We start from the raw sequence: 17,096 nt of genomic DNA, 5'->3' as shown, positions 1-17,096 counted from the left end.
GCTTCCTGTGCATGAACTTTAGCAATCCGCATAAAACCCGCGAACTTATCATTACTTATAACATAAAATTCAAGTAGCTCAAGAAAGCTGAAATGTAACAATTAGTACAGTTAGATACAGATCTCACTCCGGGGCATTAAGTTTGCCCCAGACGGACTGCCCCGCTTTCTTTTCGATCCGCTCCATCATTTCATTGTGCGCATTGATTTCGTCGTTGGTCGCTTCGATAACGGGTAAACGAACTCGTTCCGATGACAACCTTCGAATGCCCGTTACGCCCCCCTCTTCACCAGAACCAGCATCAAGAGAAAGAGCGGTTTGGCCACCGGTCATCAGCAGATAAACGTCTGCCAGGATTTCGGCGTCCAAAAGGGCGCCGTGAAGCTCTCGGTTCGAGTTATCTACGCCATAACGCTTACACAGCGCGTCAAGGTTGTTCTTTTGCCCGGGATGTTTCTTTCGGGCAATCGCCAGCGTATCGACAATGCCGCAGTGATCGGCAGTTTTCCGCACCGGCTTGAGCCGTGCAAACTCCGAATCCATAAAGCCAACGTCAAACGCCGCGTTATGAATGACCAGCTCAGCACCTTCAATAAACGCAAAGAATTCGTCGGCAACGTCGGCAAACTTTGGCTTGTCCTGCAAAAACTCATTGGTGATGCCGTGAACGGTAATCGCCTCTGCCTCAACTTCCCGCTCCGGGTTGATGTAGACGTGGTAATTCCGTCCCGTCAGCTTACGCTCGACAACTTCGACACAACCAATCTCGATAATCCGGTGCCCTGCGTTCGGATCAATACCTGTGGTTTCTGTATCCAGTACAATCTGTCTCATGCATTACCTTCCGGAGAACATCGTTCCGCTGCTGTTACTTTAACGGGCCAAGACTGTTTCAACACCCAGGTTGGCCAGTTCATCCGCCAGCTCGTTGCCTGGATCGCCTGCATGACCTTTCACCCAATGCCAATTTACGTTGTGCCGGGCCGATTCCGCATCCAGTTCCTTCCACAAATCTGAATTCTTGACCGGTTTTTTAGCCGAGGTTTTCCAGCCGTTGCGTTTCCATCCGGCCATCCATTCCGTGATGCCTTTGCGAACATACTGGGAATCGGTGTACAACTCGACATCGCAAGCACGATTCAACGCCTTCAACCCCTGGATAGCAGCCATCAGCTCCATACGGTTATTGGTTGTGTCGCGCTCACCGCCGTGCATTTTCTTTTCGGATCCGCCATAACGCAACACGACCCCCCAGCCGCCCGGGCCGGGATTACCTTTACATGCGCCATCGGTGTACATCACTACCTTGCCAGCCATTAGAACTCCGGTGAATGGTTACTGGTCTCGAGATTACTGGGCACTCTGTTTACGCAATCCCTTGATGCGCCTACCGCACCGGGGAGCGAAATAACTTTGTTCTTGCGCCAACTTACGCCTCGCTGGATCGGCGCAGGTACCCGTTTGCGCGCAAGGATACAGTAATACGCACCCACGGGAACAATATTGGCTTTGCCGAAAGACTCGCGAGTGGAGATGGAGCCACTTCGTTTTTGAATTGGCGGCCTGCAAAAATAGGTGGCGGAGGACTCAACGGAAAAACCAAGCAACCGAAGCCAGTCTTCCATGCGTGAGCGCATCATAAACCGACCGCCCCAAGGGCCTTGATGGTGCCGGGATATCAACTTACGGACTCCCCATAACCCCAAGGGATTAAAACCCACCAAAGCCATGACGCCCTCCCCTCTCAGAACTCTTGCCGCCTCACGAAGAACTTGATGAGGGTCTCGGGAGAAATCTGCGGCATGATGCAGTATGGCCAAATCGACCGAATCATTCGGGAACGGCAGTTCATCCGAATCGCAAACCGCCACCCCGTCCGGCATGTTGGGGCTCCAGGTTGGCGTGGTGATAATGCGCTGCACAAAATCTGTACCGCTGGCCAACGGCAACCTGTGACTCAAGCCAATTTGTAACTGTCGGGCACCCGTGAGGCTATTTAACTTTCTATCAAGCACGCACCGCTGGCTGGCCAGTAAAGCTCGCCCCAGCGGGCTCTGAAACCAGACTTCAAAGCTTTCATGGCGCGCTGAAAAATCAATTGGTCTAGAGTCTTTCACTGTTTATTCCTCATACTCTTTCGACCCTAGCAACGGACACCTTGGGATAGGCGCACTGTTGCTTTATCATAACAGTCACACCCATCAAGCACATGTGGTCATGATGTTTAGTATTTACCCTATTCCGGCCTTTTCAGACAACTACATCTGGTGTCTTGCAGACACATCAACAGGCAAGGCTCTTGTGGTGGACCCGGGCCAGGCTCAGCCGGTCATGGATTACCTGAAACAGGCTGGCCTGACCCTTGATACCATTCTTGTGACCCATCATCACCCCGACCACGTTGGCGGCATAGCCAAGCTGCAGGAAAATCACCCGAGCGTGAGAATCGTTGGCCCTGAAGGCTCACCATTCACCAATGTGACAGAAACGGTTAGTCATGGCGATCAAATAGAATGGCAGGCTGTACGCTTTTCGATCATGGCAACCCCGGGCCACACTCTGGATCACATCGTCTATTTTACCGACACTCTTATTAATGATGCCCCGGCGCTGTTCAGTGGCGACACCCTGTTTATCGGCGGCTGTGGACGCTTGTTTGAGGGTACACCTGAACAAATGCACCGTTCGTTAAGCTCTCTATTGGCTCTCCCAGACAACACTGCAATCTACTGTGCCCACGAATACACCCTTGCCAACCTTCGTTTTGCGCGTCATTGGTTGCCGGAGGATGCCGCGTTAATCGAATTTGAGCAGCAATGCAACGAACTGCGCCAAGCAGGCAAACCGACCGTGCCGTCCAGCCTCGAAAAAGAGAAGGCACTGAACCTCTTCCTACGCTGGGATGACCCTTCCGTTATCAAAGCCGCCGAAGCCTATGGCTCCGAACACGGCTTATCGGTAACCACCGCCACAGAAGTATTTGCGGCGGTTCGCCACGGCAAAGACCACTTCTGATTCTGACGCCACTTGAGGCGGGGTAACAATACCTCTCAAAGCGGTAACATCACGTGCCTTGACCGCCTCAAAACCCGTCCCATAGAATCTCGCTCGAACTGTATTTGAAGCATCGCATTTATCTATACGCCGGACTTTGTCACTGACGTCCGGCGCAACCTCCCGGAAGCCTAGTTATGCCGGTTAATCGCTTTTCATTGGTCTTGCTCACCACATCCTTAGCCGCAGGTTGCAGCAGCAGCCCGTTATTTGAAAGTTGGCGCGGCAACCCGCTTGAATCTGAACGCGTTGTGGTGGCCCAAGGCGACGACGAGTTGATCGCGGCGATCGATTCCAACGAAGATCTCGCAACAAATGCGCCGTTGGACGATGCCATTTCATCCGACCTGAAAGCCAAAGCAAAAGAGGCCCGAAAAAAGCTCGACGAGCCCAAATCGTCGGATTCGGGTGAACTTGCACAAACTGACATGTGGAGCCGAATGCGCGCTGGTTTCGCGATGGATCATTCGGTAGACAACCCCCGGATGCAAGCGCAGCTCGACTGGTACGCTCGCAATCCCCGCTACATTCAACGCGTCACGGAACGAGGCGCTCGTTACCTGCACCACATTCTGAGCGAAGCAGAAGCACGCGGCCTGCCGACAGAGCTTGCTTTGCTACCCGTAGTAGAAAGTGCCTTTGATCCGTTTGCCTATTCGCATGGCCGTGCTGCAGGCCTTTGGCAGTTTATCCCTTCTACTGGCAAGTACTTCGGCCTGACCCAAAGCTGGTGGCATGATGATCGACGGGATGTTCTGACCTCTACCGATGCAGCCTTGACCTATCTGGACCGGCTGGCGAATCGTTTCGACGGTGACTTCACACTGGCCCTCGCCGCCTATAACTCCGGTGGCGGCACAGTTTCAAGCGCCATGCGCCGAAACCGCAAGGCCGGCAAACCCACGGATTATTGGTCTCTACGTCTGCCTAAAGAAACCCGGCATTACGTACCCAAGTTGCTGGCACTGGCAAAGATCATCGACAATCCTGAGGCCTACGGCATCCAACTGCCGGAACTGAAGAACGAACCCTATTTCGAAGTGGTCGAGACCGGCTCACAGCTGGATCTCGCGCAAGCGGCCAAGCTCGCAGGTGTCGATATCGATGAAATTTACCTGCTGAACCCTTCATACAACCGGTGGGCGACCAATCCCGATGGCCCACACCGCTTGCTCGTGCCCACTCAAAACGCTGAAACATTCCGTGCTGCGTTGGCGAAGTTTCCCGCAGACCAACGTGTTTCCTGGAAAAACTACAAAGTAACCAAAGGCGACAACCTCGGCAGCATCGCTCGTCGCTTCTCCACCACCACGTCGGTTATACGTCAGGTAAATAAACTGAACGGCGACATGATTCGTGTCGGCCAGCAACTGCTCATCCCCTCTTCCACCAAAGGCTCTGAAGCCTATGCTTTGAGTCAGTCACAGAGAATCGAGCGCAAGCAGGACCGGAAACGTTCGGGAAGCAAGGTGCGCTACACGGTTCGCAGCGGTGATACATTCTGGGATATTGCCCGCGAACACCGGGTCAGTGTCCGCGAAGTGGCCGCATGGAACGGTATGGCACCGGGCGACCCGCTCCATCCAGGCCGGGAACTGGTGATCTGGAGTAAGGTTAAGCAACCCAAAACCGTCGCTAGCAGCGCCAGAAGCAAAGCTATGGTTCGCAAAGTTGGGTATCGTGTGCGCAAAGGCGATTCTTTGTCTACGATTGCCTCGCGTTTCTCAGTGAATGTGCGTGACATCGCATCATGGAACGATCTTAATACCAACCGTTATCTGCAACCTGGCCAAAGTCTGGTACTCTACGTTGACATAAGAAACAGCCCATAACGTGCGAGAACTATGACAAAAATACGTAAAGCACCTAGCCTGACAGGACTGGTTACGTCGCTGGCCCTAGTGGTCACATCTTTTGTTTCATACGCAGACAGTCAGCCCCCGGAGACGCCCAACCCTGTGCACGGTATAGCCATGCACGGGGAGGTGAAATACCCCTCAGATTTCGATCATTTCGACTATGTAAACCCGACCGCCCCGAAAGGCGGCCACCTCAAACTGAGTGCCGTCGCAAACGGTTTCGACAGTTTTAACCCGTTTGTTGTCCGGGGTGTTGCCGCAGCCGGCATCAGCACCTACGTCTACGACACTCTGATGGCAGCCTCTGATGACGAACCCTTCTCGGCTTACGGGCTAATCGCAGAAAGTCTGGAAGTCCCCGAGGATCGCAGCTACGTCATTTTCAACTTGCGGGACAATGCGCGCTTTCAGGACGGCGAACCGATTACCGCCGAGGACGTGGCCTTTTCTTTCCGCATCCTCACTACGGAAGGCCATCCCTTTTACCGCAATTACTACTCCGATATCCAAAGCGTCTCGGTAGAAGACAATCTCCGTGTTCGTTTCGATTTCGGCGACACAGAGAACCGCGAGCTGCCCTTAATTATCGGGCAAATGCCAATCTTGCCGGCACACTACTGGAAAGAGCGGGATTTTGAGGGTAATGGTTTAAACGTGCCAGTGGGCAGTGGCCCTTACCGCATTGCGTCGTTCGATGCAGGCCGGAGCCTTACTTTCGAGCGCATACCCGATTATTGGGCAGCCGATCTTCCTGTTCGGAAAGGCCGCTTTAATTTCAACAAAATTACTTACGAATACTACAGCGACGATACCGTTGCTCTGGAATCCTTCAAAGCGGGCAACTTTGATTTCCGGCAGGAAACTTCAGCCAAAAACTGGGCCACTGCCTACACGGGAACGCCCTTCGAGAATGGTTCGATCACCAAAGCCGCGATCGAACATCACCGCCCTACCGGCATGCAGGGCTTTATTTTCAATACCCGCAAAGCGATCTTTAAAGACCCTAAAGTCCGGGAGGCGTTGGCCCACGGGTTTGACTTTGAATGGGCAAACCGAAATCTGTTTTATGGCCAATACAGCCGTACCGACAGCTTCTTCGAAAACAGCGAACTGGCTGCAGATGGACTGCCGACTGGCCGCACACTGGAGATCCTGGAACCCTTCCGTGAGCAACTCAGCCCGGATGTCTTCGATGAAGTCTATACCCCGCCTGACACAAGCAAATCCCGCAGCGTGCGCGACAACTTGAGGCAAGCGATGAAGCTGCTGACCGAAGCGGGCTACAGCATTAAAAGCGGGAAAATGGTGCACAAGGACACAGGCGAACCTCTCACGTTCGAGATTCTTCTGGCCCAGAAGAGCTTTGAACGTGTTGTCCTACCGTTTACTCAGAACCTGAAAAAACTGGGCATCGATGTGACTGTGCGCCTTGTTGATACCAGCCAGTACATCCGCCGCGTTCGCAGCTTTGATTTCGACATGATCACCCAGGTGCTGCCTCAATCAGATTCACCGGGCAACGAACAGCGGGACTACTGGCACTCCATGAATGTGGATGTAGAAGGCTCTCGTAATACCATTGGTGTGAATGATCCGGTAATCGATGAACTGATCGATATGGTGATTCAAGCACCAGATCGAGACGAACTGGTGCATCGGGTTCGCGCGCTGGACCATGTGCTCCTGCATGGCCATTACGTGATTCCGCACTGGCACCTAAGCAAAGACAGAGTCGCCTATTGGAATCACCTGAAACGGCCCGACGTTACCCCGAAAAGCGGTATCGATCTCAATAACTGGTGGTTCGACCGCTAAACGGCCCGCTTAGAACCAAGCCGTCATGAAAGGATGCCTTCCCTAGATGGGTACATACATACTTCGTCGTTTGGCGCTGATTATTCCCACCTTGATCGGAATAATGCTGCTCAACTTCATTATTGTTCAGGCAGCACCCGGCGGGCCCATTGAACAGCTCATTGCCGAAATGGAGGGCTTGGGCGGTAATGCGCTGGCCAGGGCCGGTGGCGGCGATATGGGCGGAGAGGTTTCCGCTGCGTCGGGCGAAAGCCGTGGGGCGCGGGGGCTGCCTCCGGAGCTGCTGGCAGAGATGGAAGCCCGATACGGCTTCGACAAGCCCGCACACGAACGTTTTCTGGGGATGCTGAAAGATTACGCCACGTTCGACTTTGGCGACTCCTTCTTTCGCGACCGTTCTGTCGTGGAACTGATCATTGATAAAATGCCCGTGTCGATCTCCCTCGGGCTCTGGTCCACGCTGGTGATCTATCTGATATCCATTCCGCTGGGCATTCGTAAAGCCGTAAAAGACGGTTCCCGTTTCGATGTCTGGAGCAGCTCGGCGATCGTCGTCGGATACGCCATTCCGGGCTTTCTGTTTGCGATTCTATTGATTGTACTGTTCGCCGGAGGCAGCTATTTCGATTGGTTCCCTCTGCGGGGCCTTACCTCACCCGACTTCGACACCCTGACGTGGTATCAGAAAGTGGTTGACTATTTCTGGCACCTGGCGCTGCCCGTCACGGCCAACGTTATCGGCGGATTCGCCACCCTCACGTTACTGACCAAAAACTCGTTTCTTGACGAGATCGGCAAACAATACGTGGTCACGGCGCGGGCAAAGGGGCTGGACGAAAAGCAGGTTCTTTATGGCCACGTTTTCCGAAACGCCATGTTAATTGTCATTGCCAGTTTGCCCGGTGTGCTTGTGTCTTTGTTCTTTACCGGCTCACTACTGATCGAAGTCATTTTCTCTCTCGACGGCCTTGGCTTGCTTGGTTTTGAGGCAGCGCTGAACAGGGATTACCCGGTCATTTTTGGCACTCTGTATATTTTCACGCTTATGGGGCTGCTGCTGAAACTCATCAGCGATATAACGTATGTACTGGTGGATCCACGCATCGACTTTGAAAGCCGGGAGGGTGCGTAATTGTGATTAAACTCTCCCCCATACAGCAGCGCAGGCTGCGCAATTTTCGCAACAACCGCCGCGGGTTTTGGTCCCTGTGGCTGTTTTTGCTGATATTCGGCCTAAGCCTTGGCGCGGAGTTGATTGCCAATGATAAGCCGTTGTTGGTGTCCTACAACGGTGACTGGTATTTCCCGGTAGCCCAGACCATTCCGGAAGAAACCTTTGGCGGGTTTCTCCCCACGGAAGCAGACTATCGGGACAGCTTTATTGCAGACGAAATCAATGCCAATGGCTGGATGATATGGCCTCCCATCCCGTTCAGTTACAACACCATTAACTACGATCTCGACGTACCTTCTCCGGCACCACCCAGTGCCGTCAACTGGCTAGGCACAGATGACCAGGGCCGCGATGTGGCCGCTCGAGTGATTTACGGCTTCCGAATTTCCGTGGTGTTCGGGCTGACGCTCACCTTGGTCAGCTGCCTTATCGGTGTGGCTGTGGGGGCTATTCAGGGCTATTACGGTGGCAAGATAGATCTTCTGGGCCAGCGGTTCCTGGAAATCTGGTCAGGGCTGCCCATGCTCTACTTGCTGATTATTCTGTCGGCCATTGTTCAACCGAATTTCTGGTGGCTGCTCGGCATTATGTTGCTGTTCAGCTGGATGGGGTTGGTAGACGTTGTTCGGGCTGAATTTCTAAGGGCTCGAAACTTCGAATATGTCCGCGCAGCAAGAGCGTTAGGCCTGGAGAATCGGCACATCATGTTCCGCCATGTACTGCCGAACGCCATGGTAGCCACCCTCACCTTTCTGCCCTTTATTCTCGCGGGCGCCATTACCAGCCTGACCTCGCTCGATTTTCTAGGGTTTGGCCTGCCCTCGGGCTCGCCCTCTCTGGGCGAACTGATTGCTCAGGGCAAAGCCAATCTGCACGCTCCTTGGCTAGGCATCTCGGCCTTTGTTTCCTTGTCACTCATGCTGACGCTCCTCGTCTTTACCGGAGAAGCCGTGCGTGATGCATTTGACCCGAGAAAGAATTGATATGAACGACTTATTAACCATCTCGGATCTATCCATCCAGTTCGATAACGGCCCACTCGCCGTGCAGAACCTTTCTCTATCGATTCGGCCCGGCGAGACGTTGGCGGTAGTGGGTGAAAGCGGTTCAGGGAAATCAGTCTCGGCGCTTTCAGTGCTTCGCCTGCTGGATGAGCGGCACGTTAGCTACCCCTCCGGCGAAATTCTGTTTGAGGGCACGAATATTCTTGAGGCTTCCGAAAAGGTCATGAATACCATTCGGGGCCGGAAAATCAGTATGATTTTCCAAGAGCCCATGACGTCTCTCAACCCGTTGCACACCGTTGAAAAACAGATATCCGAAACTCTGCAAGTCCATTTGGGAATGCGCGGGCCCCAGGCACGATCCCGCTGTATCGAACTGCTTGAACTGGTGGGCATCCCCAACCCGGAACAACGTCTTTCGAGCTACCCGCACCAACTATCTGGCGGACAAAAACAACGGGTGATGATTGCGATGGCGCTCGCGAACGAGCCTGACCTGTTGATTGCCGACGAGCCAACCACTGCACTGGATGTGACGGTTCAGAAGCAGGTACTGGAACTTCTGAAATCGCTTCAGAAAAAGCTGGGTATGGCGATGCTTCTGATTACTCATGATCTGAGTCTTGTCAGGCGATATGCTGACCGGGTACTGGTCATGGAGAAAGGTATCAAGGTTGAGGAGGCCGAGACGGATCAACTGTTCGCCGCGCCTCAGCACCCCTATACACGCACATTGATTGATGCAGAACCTCCTGAGCGGCCTGTGGTACCGCAGGTTGCAGCCAAGGCTTTACTGGACGTTTCGGGACTGAACGTATCGTTCACCCTTAAGAAAAGCCTACTGGGTAAAGTCACAAAAAGCTTTCCGGCAGTGAAAGATGTCAGCCTGCAACTAGGGCGCGGTGAAACCTTGGGTATCGTCGGTGAAAGCGGTAGCGGCAAAACCACCATTGGCCACGCGCTGCTTAAGCTAACGGGCAGTACAGGCTCCATTCGCCTTGACGGCACCGAACTTTCGTCTCTGTCTCAAAAACAGTTCCGGCCCTGGCGCCGGCGCATACAAATCGTGTTCCAAGATCCGTTTGGCAGTTTAAGCCCTCGCATGTCGATTGCGGAAATCATCAAAGAAGGGCTTCAGATTCACGACCCGTCCAATGCCGAACAGCACGATGGCAAGGTTATTCAGGCATTGAAGGATGTCGGGCTGAACCCCGAAGCGCGCCATCGCTACCCCCACGAATTTTCTGGCGGGCAGCGCCAACGCATTGCGATAGCGCGGGCGCTGGTTTTGCAACCAGACGTCATCATTCTGGACGAACCTACCTCTGCGCTCGATCGAACGGTTCAAAAACAAGTAATTGAGCTGCTGCAAGAACTTCAGGCCCAGTATGGGCTAAGCTATATTTTTATAAGCCACGATTTGAGTGTTGTCCGTGCGCTCAGCCACAAGCTGCTCGTGCTGCAACACGGCGAAATTGTCGAATACGGCGACGCGGAGGCTATCTTTCGTGCGCCCGAAGAAACCTATACCAGAGAGCTGCTTAATGCGGCGTTTTTCTACAGCACTACGACCAATTGACATTACCCCCTTTGACGCGTGTCGGGGATAATGCGCCAAAATCAAGGAACATAGGGAGTTGATACCCATGGGTATTCTCAGTGGTAAGAAAGCACTGATTGTTGGTGTTGCCAGTAAACATTCCATCGCTTACGGCATTGCAGAAGCCTTCGCTCGTGAAGGCGCAGAACTGGCCTTCACGTATCAGAACGAAAAACTTCAGTCCCGCGTCGAGAAGTTTGCCGAGCAGTGGGGAAGCAAAATCACGATCCCATGCGATGTCGCCAGCGATGAAGAAATCGAGAACGTATTCACTGAACTGGGCAAGCACTGGGACAACATCGACATCATCATTCACGCCGTTGGCTTCGCGCCAGGCCATGAGTTGGATGGTAATTACGTTGATGTGACCACCCGGGACGGTTTCCGTATCGCCCACGACATCAGCTCATACAGTTTCGTCGCCTTAGCAAAAGGTGCTCGTAAGATGATGCACGAAGGCAGCAGCCTGCTGACTCTGAGCTATCTGGGTGCCGAAAAAGTTCTGCAGAACTACAACGTGATGGGCCTCGCTAAAGCCTCTCTCGAGGCCAATGTCCGCTATATGGCGGCAAGCTTGGGTAAGGAGGGCATTCGCGTCAACGGTATCTCTGCGGGCCCAATCAAGACTCTGGCAGCTTCTGGAATCAAAAGCTTCCGCCGGATGTTGGCAGAAAACGCCAAGCGTGCGCCTCTGCGTCGCAACGTGACCACTGAAGAAGTGGGTAACGCCGCTGCATTCATGTGTTCGAACCTGGCATCAGGCATCACAGGTGAAATTCTTTACGTTGACGGTGGTTTCAATATCACCGGTATGGGCGAACTGGAAGACTAAAAGATCTTTCACGGTGCATTGAATGAACAAAGCCGGCTTTTTGCCGGCTTTGTTCATTCTGACCTCGAAAATGCGTCAGCGACCGCTTCAAGCCAGTTCAAGTAATCCGTCTCATCCGAATCAAACACCCGAATGCCATTCAAATACCGGGCACCCTCCGCTTTATGCCATACAACTTCGACCATAAGCTTTAATGATTCTTGCCGCCCTGACAGATGAACCTCAGCAGCTAGCAACGACCCGATTCGTAGCGCCTCAGTAGTCACCAGACTCATCCCGCTTGCAGAGAGATCTCGAACTTCGCACGTTCGTACCGAACCCTCGAACGACGCACCACCAAGCCCGACCGGCTCCGCGGATTCAACATGTATCCGGGCCGTTGCCCGAGCGGACAATCGGTAATCTTCGCGTTTATCCGCGCCACCGGCATCAAAGGTCTCCTGACCAAAGCGGTAATCTTTGTCCATCACAACTCCCCTTCACTCCGGCCACCCCGAATTCTTCCAACGACACGACTGAGAGTCTCGTCAAAAGCCGCGCCACCTCCGAGAATTTTGATTGTACCGCCAACGATACCTGCTACTAATTCATCCCGCATGAACTGGTGGCGGTTAAGCCCTAAACGGTCAACGAATACGAACTTCCCTGATGCCGCTATTTTAACCGCTAACTTCAGGCGCAACGGTGTGCCGTTTGGCTGCTCCGGCTCAAGCAGGATCCAACCTTCAAGCCCAAGCTGATCAATTTGTTGAGCGGCATCGGCTTCAGCTTCACGGGTTAGCCTGTCGAGCTCCCGCTTTTCGTCAGCAATCCTCTGTTGTTCAGCCTCAACGCGCTGTTGCTCCAGCATAGCTTCATGGGCAGCCTGTTGCTCTGCCGCTAAGCGCTGCGCCTCTTCCTTTTCGCGGCGCAATGCCTCAGCTCTTGCGCGAACGTCCCTTGCTGCTTGCTCCCGTTGCTGTTGCTGCTTATCGCAAACCTTTACCAGCACCAGTATCGTTTCGGCTAACACCTCTCCAAACGGCTTTGGATCGGGTAACAACCGCAACGTTTGTGCACCGAGCTCGTGCTGGAATTCAGACCAATCCTGCAGCCCCAGTTTGACCCCCCAACCGTTCGTCCAGACGATCTCTTGGCTGTCAGGTAACAACGTGAAGAAAAAACGCCTCTGTTCATCTATGCCCTCGCCTTTGACGAACCAGTGTTCCAGGTAAGGCTCAACATCACTGGCTGCTAAAGCCTTTCGGTCAAGCCATCCCGGATCGCAGGTAAAGTCGCCATTCGGCGGTAAAGCCATTTCGAGATCGAGGGTCTCGCCTTTAATCCGGCTAACAATAACCTCGTTAATCGCTTCAATTTTTGCAATGGGTATGTCGTGCCTCATCGCACGGCGCCAGACATCATGAATCAGATCCCCAAGCTGCTCGCCCACTCGGTATAGTTTGCCCCGGTCTCGGTCAGAGAGTTCTGGGTCGCCTGCCCATATCAACCATTCAAGAATCTTGTTCGCGTGGCGGCAAAGCTCGCTTTCCTCGCCGTCGGCCAACACACTTTGTTTGAGTACCGAAATCCAATCATTGAGCAAAAACCCGGAAATAACAGCGGGCAGCTGACGCCCTTTCAAGGCTCTACCCACCAACGCCCTGGATATCTGCTCGGCATTGCGCTGACGCGAGAGTCCCCGCTCCGTTTCATCCAATCGTTGGCGAAGCTTATCCGTCTGACCACGTCGTTTCAGGCTGTCGTTGAGCCACTGCTGGCAATAGCCCTCAACAGACTCAACAGACTGCTGTTCAAAGCTTGCGGCCACGGCCGTCACCAAACTGTCGAGCAATTCCAGCAAGACTCTTGAAGATCGGCCGCCAGTGTCGCTCCAGCCGCGCCATTCCTGAAGATGATCGAGCCACTCCAACACGACCAGTGGAAATCCTTCGCCACCTTCTTCACCGAGACGCCATGCAAACCAAAATCTAAGACGGGCAATGCGACTGACCAAGGAGGCGTGAAGCCCACTGGTATTCAGAAACACATCCATAATGCGGTCGGCCAGGTACGCAGCATTAACCTGCCGAACACTCCAGTCGATCTGAACTGACCGCAAAACATGGGTGACGCGTTCGTCCCGCTGCTCCGACCAACACGAGAGAAGCAAAGGTCGCCAATCCGGTATAGCCGCCGGCGAGGCATTCCCTGCCGGATACGGCAGGTCCGGAACACGAATACCGGTGAGAACCTGATTGATTCGGGCAGCAACCTTTTTACGGGAAATTGGTTCTGCTTGTGGCTGCTTTGCCGTAGAGGACATCCGGTGCCTGTTGTCTGGAATCGTTGAAATGGACCTTCAAATAACGCAGTATAACCAACTCGCCGGGGTTTGCTGCAACCGTGTACCGGCGCCATTCGTGTTTATCTTCAATCACCGGGCAAAGCAACACGGCTTTGTTTCTGTGACGTAACGATTTGAGTCGGGGAACTACAACAAGATGTCGGGCAAAAAACTGGAAAACCTGAACGTGGCCAGCCAGGAACAACTGATTACTCCTGAAGCCTTAAAAGCAGAGCTGCCCTTATCCGATAAGGCTGCAGATACCGTTGCATCAGGCCGTCAGGCTATTTACGACATCATGGACGGCAAAGATAAACGTCTCTTTATCGTTGTCGGCCCCTGCTCCATACACGATCCCGAAGCAGCAAGGGATTACGCCAGCCGTCTGAAAAAACTGGCTGATGAAGTCAGCGACACGCTTCTTATTGTGATGCGCGTTTATTTCGAGAAACCTCGCACCACCGTTGGCTGGAAAGGCCTGATCAACGACCCGCACCTAAATGATACGTTCGACATTGAGCAGGGTCTGCATATTGGCCGCCGCTTGCTGCTCGACATCAACGAAATGGGCCTGCCAGCCGCTACCGAAGCGCTTGACCCCATCTCGCCTCAGTATCTTCAGGACACCATTGCCTGGTCAGCGATTGGAGCACGTACCACCGAGTCGCAGACCCACCGCGAGATGAGCAGCGGACTGTCGATGGCGATTGGCTTCAAAAACGGCACCGACGGTAACCTGGACGTTGCAGTGAATGCCATGAACTCGGTTTCACACCCGCACAGCTTTTTGGGCATTGACCAGCAAGGTCGAGGTGCGATCATCCGCACAAAAGGCAACAACTACGGCCATGTCGTTTTGCGTGGCGGCGGTGGCAAGCCAAACTACGACTCTGTCAATGTCGCCTTATGCGAGCGAGCGCTGGAAAAAGCAAAACTGCGCCAGTCCATTATGGTGGATTGCAGCCATGCGAACTCCAACAAAGACCCCGGCATTCAGCCACTCGTGATGCAGGACGTTACCCGGCAAATTATTGAAGGCAACGAGTCGATTCAAAGCTTGATGGTGGAAAGCAACATCAACTGGGGTAATCAGTCTATCCCGGAAAATCTCGACGATCTGAAATACGGCGTATCCATCACCGACGCATGCATTGATTGGGAAACAACGGAAAAGGCGATTCGTGAAATGCGCGAAAAGCTGAAGGATGTGTTGCCTAACCGCGGCAAGTAAAATAAAAGAGGCCCGGAGCTTAAACAGCACCGGGCCTCTTTATTGATCATTCACTTAAGTTCTCAGCTAACCGACCCACACCCCAGCCAGTCCAACTTCCCCCTTAAACTGACCACGTGGCCAATGATCACGATGGTTGGAGCCTGCACACCACTGTTCTTTACAATCTTTACAATAGTGTCCAGCGTGCCGGTGACCACCACCTGCTCTGGCGTTGTGCCCTTTGACACCAATGCAACCGGCATACTCGAATCCATACCATGGGCAATCAATTCACGGCAGATGATCGGTAGCCCAACCAAGCCCATGTAAAACACGAGCGTTTGGTTATTTTGAACAAAATCCGACCAAGGCAAGTTGCAGGTATCGTCTTTCAGATGACCGGTAACGAAGCGTACGGATTGAGCGTGGTCCCGGTGCGTGAGCGGAATACCGGAATAGGCAGCGCAGCCAGATGCTGCCGTAATACCTGGCACCACCTGAAACCGGATACCGGCAGCGGCCAAGGTTTCAATTTCCTCACCACCACGGCCGAATATAAAAGGGTCGCCCCCTTTTAATCGCACAACCCGGTAACCCTCTCTCGCCAAATCAACCAAACGTTGATTGATCTGATCCTGCGGAAGCGTGTGGTTGGCTCGCTGCTTACCAACATGAATTTTTTCAGCTTGTTCTGGAATGAGCGCCATGATCTCTGGCGATACCAAGCTGTCGTGGAGAACGACTTCAGCCGACTGAATCAATCGCCAGGCTTTCAGCGTGAGCAGTTCTGGATCCCCAGGGCCCGCTCCAACAAGAGCCACCTCACCTGCAGAATTGTTGGGGTTATCCGTGACCGGATTCGGCTTGAAGCGGACCGGGCCCGCTCCAACCTTCACACCTTTCCTTGGCACCTCGGTTTGTCGGCTCATTGGATGCGCTCAACGCCTCCCATATAAGATTTCAACACGTCAGGTACAACGATACTACCGTCGGCCTGCTGATAATTTTCCATAACCGCAATCATAGCCCTGCCAACCGCCAAGCCCGAGCCGTTCAGTGTATGCACCGGCTCCGGCTTGCCGGTTTCCGGGTTACGCCAGCGAGCCTGCATCCGCCGCGCCTGGAAATCGCGGGTATTAGAGCAAGAGGAAATTTCACGGTACTTGCCTTGGCCCGGAAGCCAAACCTCAAGATCATAGGTCTTGACGGCAGAGAAGCCCATATCACCACCGCACAGTGTGACCTTGCGATACGGCAATTCCAACAACTGCAAAACCTTTTCAGCGTGGCCGGTCAGTTGCTCCAGCGCCGCACTGGACTCTTCAGGGCGCACCACCTGGACCAACTCCACCTTGTCGAACTGATGCTGGCGAATCATGCCGCGCACATCGCGGCCATAGGAGCCTGCCTCACTACGGAAACACGGAGTATGAGCCACCATGCGCAGGGGCAACTCCGAATCTTCCAGAATGCTGTCTGCTACCAGGTTGGTCACCGGCACTTCCGCAGTCGGTATCAAATACAAAGGATTGTCGCCTTCCATTCGGAAGAGGTCTTCTTCGAACTTTGGCAACTGGCCAGTACCGAAGAGTGCGTTTCCGTTCACCAGATACGGCACGTAGGTTTCGGTGTAACCGTGCTCACCGGTGTGCAAATCGAGCATAAACTGCGCCAGCGCTCTATGTAGCCTCGCCAACGAACCACGCATTACCGCAAAACGGGAATGGGCCAGATTGGTCGCCTTTTCGAAATCGAGACCGTTAATGGCTTCACCCAGCGCAACGTGATCTTTGGGCTCGAAATCAAACTCTCGAGGCGTTCCCCATACAAGCGTTTCAACGTTGTCTTCTTCGCTTTTTCCAGGAGGTACATCTTCGTCCGGCACGTTCGGAATACCGGCAAAGAACGCATTCAAAGCTTCCTGTACGGAACGTAGCTCGTCTTCCGCTTCGCTGCGCTGTTGCTTTAAGCTCTCCACTTCGTCCAGCAGCGGCTTTATGTCTTCACCAGCCGCCTTAGCTTTACCAATCGATTTGGAACGCTTGTTTTGCTCGCTCTGCAAAGTCTCGGTACGAACCTGAATGGCTCGGCGGCGCTCTTCCAGCTGCTCGAAAGTGGCTACATCGAGCTCAAAGTTTTTAATGGCGAGCCGGCGGGCGATCTCTTCAGTCTGTGAACGGACACGTTTGGGATCGAGCATGGTGTTCCTGAATTATCCA

At 53.6% G+C, this 17,096-nt stretch carries 15 protein-coding genes; 8 read left to right on the top strand and 7 right to left on the bottom strand.

Annotated features, from left to right (window positions below; genetic code table 11):
- Positions 1–123: 123 nt before the first annotated feature.
- The 3 genes from dnaQ to DOQ08_RS04580 are packed head-to-tail and all read right to left on the bottom strand — an operon-like array spanning position 124 to position 2,117.
- On the bottom strand, positions 124–834 hold the full coding sequence (gene dnaQ, locus DOQ08_RS04590) for a DNA polymerase III subunit epsilon (RefSeq protein ID WP_114333693.1): 711 nt from the start codon (positions 832–834) through the stop codon (positions 124–126).
- 39 nt (positions 835–873) lie between these two features.
- The gene (gene rnhA, locus DOQ08_RS04585; RefSeq protein WP_114333692.1) at positions 874–1,317 is read right to left on the bottom strand and encodes a ribonuclease HI; all 444 of its coding nucleotides are present in this window, start codon (positions 1,315–1,317) and stop codon (positions 874–876) included.
- On the bottom strand, positions 1,317–2,117 hold the full coding sequence (locus DOQ08_RS04580; protein WP_114333691.1) for a class I SAM-dependent methyltransferase: 801 nt from the start codon (positions 2,115–2,117) through the stop codon (positions 1,317–1,319). Before DOQ08_RS04580 ends, rnhA begins: the two co-directional genes overlap by 1 nt.
- A gap of 103 nt (positions 2,118–2,220) precedes the next feature.
- Between DOQ08_RS04580 and gloB the strand changes: the two genes are divergently transcribed.
- The 7 genes from gloB to DOQ08_RS04545 all read left to right on the top strand — a co-directional run bounded on the left by gloB (position 2,221) and on the right by DOQ08_RS04545 (position 11,338).
- Positions 2,221–3,015 carry a hydroxyacylglutathione hydrolase gene (gene gloB, locus DOQ08_RS04575; protein WP_114333903.1) on the top strand — a complete coding sequence of 265 codons (795 nt, stop codon included), beginning with the start codon at positions 2,221–2,223 and terminating at the stop codon, positions 3,013–3,015.
- Between the two features lie 176 nt (positions 3,016–3,191).
- Positions 3,192–4,886, top strand: a complete 1,695-nt coding sequence (locus tag DOQ08_RS04570; protein WP_114333690.1) for a LysM peptidoglycan-binding domain-containing protein — start codon at positions 3,192–3,194, stop codon at positions 4,884–4,886.
- Positions 4,887–4,898: 12 nt separating this feature from the next.
- Positions 4,899–6,728 carry an extracellular solute-binding protein gene (locus DOQ08_RS04565; protein WP_114333689.1) on the top strand — a complete coding sequence of 610 codons (1,830 nt, stop codon included), beginning with the start codon at positions 4,899–4,901 and terminating at the stop codon, positions 6,726–6,728.
- 46 nt (positions 6,729–6,774) lie between these two features.
- Positions 6,775–7,860 carry a microcin C ABC transporter permease YejB gene (locus DOQ08_RS04560; protein ID WP_114333688.1) on the top strand — a complete coding sequence of 362 codons (1,086 nt, stop codon included), beginning with the start codon at positions 6,775–6,777 and terminating at the stop codon, positions 7,858–7,860.
- Between the two features lie 5 nt (positions 7,861–7,865).
- Entirely contained in the window at positions 7,866–8,885 is a 1,020-nt protein-coding gene (locus tag DOQ08_RS04555; protein ID WP_206074785.1) for an ABC transporter permease, read from the top strand.
- 1 nt (position 8,886) lies between these two features.
- Positions 8,887–10,485, top strand: coding sequence for an ABC transporter ATP-binding protein (locus DOQ08_RS04550; protein WP_114333686.1), 1,599 nt, complete (start codon positions 8,887–8,889; stop codon positions 10,483–10,485).
- A gap of 67 nt (positions 10,486–10,552) precedes the next feature.
- Positions 10,553–11,338 carry an enoyl-ACP reductase FabI gene (locus DOQ08_RS04545; RefSeq protein ID WP_114333685.1) on the top strand — a complete coding sequence of 262 codons (786 nt, stop codon included), beginning with the start codon at positions 10,553–10,555 and terminating at the stop codon, positions 11,336–11,338.
- A 53-nt stretch (positions 11,339–11,391) separates the two neighbouring features.
- Here DOQ08_RS04545 and DOQ08_RS04540 read toward each other — a convergent pair whose 3' ends face one another.
- A complete protein-coding gene (locus tag DOQ08_RS04540) occupies positions 11,392–11,805 on the bottom strand; it encodes a PilZ domain-containing protein (RefSeq protein WP_227537484.1) in 414 nt (137 codons plus the stop codon).
- A complete protein-coding gene (locus tag DOQ08_RS04535; protein ID WP_114333683.1) occupies positions 11,805–13,643 on the bottom strand; it encodes a DUF1631 family protein in 1,839 nt (612 codons plus the stop codon). Before DOQ08_RS04535 ends, DOQ08_RS04540 begins: the two co-directional genes overlap by 1 nt.
- 178 nt (positions 13,644–13,821) lie before the next feature.
- Here DOQ08_RS04535 and DOQ08_RS04530 point away from each other — a divergent pair, with 178 nt between their 5' ends.
- Positions 13,822–14,895 carry a 3-deoxy-7-phosphoheptulonate synthase gene (locus tag DOQ08_RS04530; RefSeq protein WP_114333682.1) on the top strand — a complete coding sequence of 358 codons (1,074 nt, stop codon included), beginning with the start codon at positions 13,822–13,824 and terminating at the stop codon, positions 14,893–14,895.
- 62 nt (positions 14,896–14,957) lie between these two features.
- Here the strand turns inward: DOQ08_RS04530 and cobA are convergent, their stop codons facing one another.
- On the bottom strand, positions 14,958–15,806 hold the full coding sequence (gene cobA, locus DOQ08_RS04525) for a uroporphyrinogen-III C-methyltransferase (RefSeq protein ID WP_114333681.1): 849 nt from the start codon (positions 15,804–15,806) through the stop codon (positions 14,958–14,960).
- Positions 15,803–17,077 (bottom strand): serine--tRNA ligase, encoded by a 1,275-nt coding sequence (serS, locus tag DOQ08_RS04520; RefSeq protein ID WP_114333680.1) that lies wholly within the window; start codon positions 17,075–17,077, stop codon positions 15,803–15,805. Before serS ends, cobA begins: the two co-directional genes overlap by 4 nt.
- Positions 17,078–17,096: the final 19 nt, after the last annotated feature.

The organism is Marinobacter litoralis, from assembly GCF_003336705.1.
GTDB classification, from domain to species: Bacteria; Pseudomonadota; Gammaproteobacteria; order Pseudomonadales; family Oleiphilaceae; genus Marinobacter; species Marinobacter litoralis.
This window is presented reverse-complemented; position numbering and strand designations above follow the sequence as displayed.

Excerpts from the sequence above, each read along its gene's own strand:
- rnhA (WP_114333692.1), bottom strand. The coding sequence starts at position 1,317 with ATGGCTGGCAAGGTAGTGATGTACACCGATGGCGCATGTAAAGGTAAT.
- DOQ08_RS04530 (WP_114333682.1), top strand. The coding sequence starts at position 13,822 with ATGTCGGGCAAAAAACTGGAAAACCTGAACGTGGCCAGCCAGGAACAA.
- serS (WP_114333680.1), bottom strand. The coding sequence starts at position 17,077 with ATGCTCGATCCCAAACGTGTCCGTTCACAGACTGAAGAGATCGCCCGC.
- DOQ08_RS04550 (WP_114333686.1), top strand. The coding sequence starts at position 8,887 with ATGAACGACTTATTAACCATCTCGGATCTATCCATCCAGTTCGATAAC.
- DOQ08_RS04565 (WP_114333689.1), top strand. The coding sequence starts at position 4,899 with ATGACAAAAATACGTAAAGCACCTAGCCTGACAGGACTGGTTACGTCG.
- dnaQ (WP_114333693.1), bottom strand. The coding sequence starts at position 834 with ATGAGACAGATTGTACTGGATACAGAAACCACAGGTATTGATCCGAAC.
- cobA (WP_114333681.1), bottom strand. The coding sequence starts at position 15,806 with ATGAGCCGACAAACCGAGGTGCCAAGGAAAGGTGTGAAGGTTGGAGCG.
- DOQ08_RS04545 (WP_114333685.1), top strand. The coding sequence starts at position 10,553 with ATGGGTATTCTCAGTGGTAAGAAAGCACTGATTGTTGGTGTTGCCAGT.
- DOQ08_RS04535 (WP_114333683.1), bottom strand. The coding sequence starts at position 13,643 with ATGTCCTCTACGGCAAAGCAGCCACAAGCAGAACCAATTTCCCGTAAA.
- DOQ08_RS04570 (WP_114333690.1), top strand. The coding sequence starts at position 3,192 with ATGCCGGTTAATCGCTTTTCATTGGTCTTGCTCACCACATCCTTAGCC.
- gloB (WP_114333903.1), top strand. The coding sequence starts at position 2,221 with ATGTTTAGTATTTACCCTATTCCGGCCTTTTCAGACAACTACATCTGG.
- DOQ08_RS04540 (WP_227537484.1), bottom strand. The coding sequence starts at position 11,805 with ATGGACAAAGATTACCGCTTTGGTCAGGAGACCTTTGATGCCGGTGGC.
- DOQ08_RS04560 (WP_114333688.1), top strand. The coding sequence starts at position 6,775 with ATGGGTACATACATACTTCGTCGTTTGGCGCTGATTATTCCCACCTTG.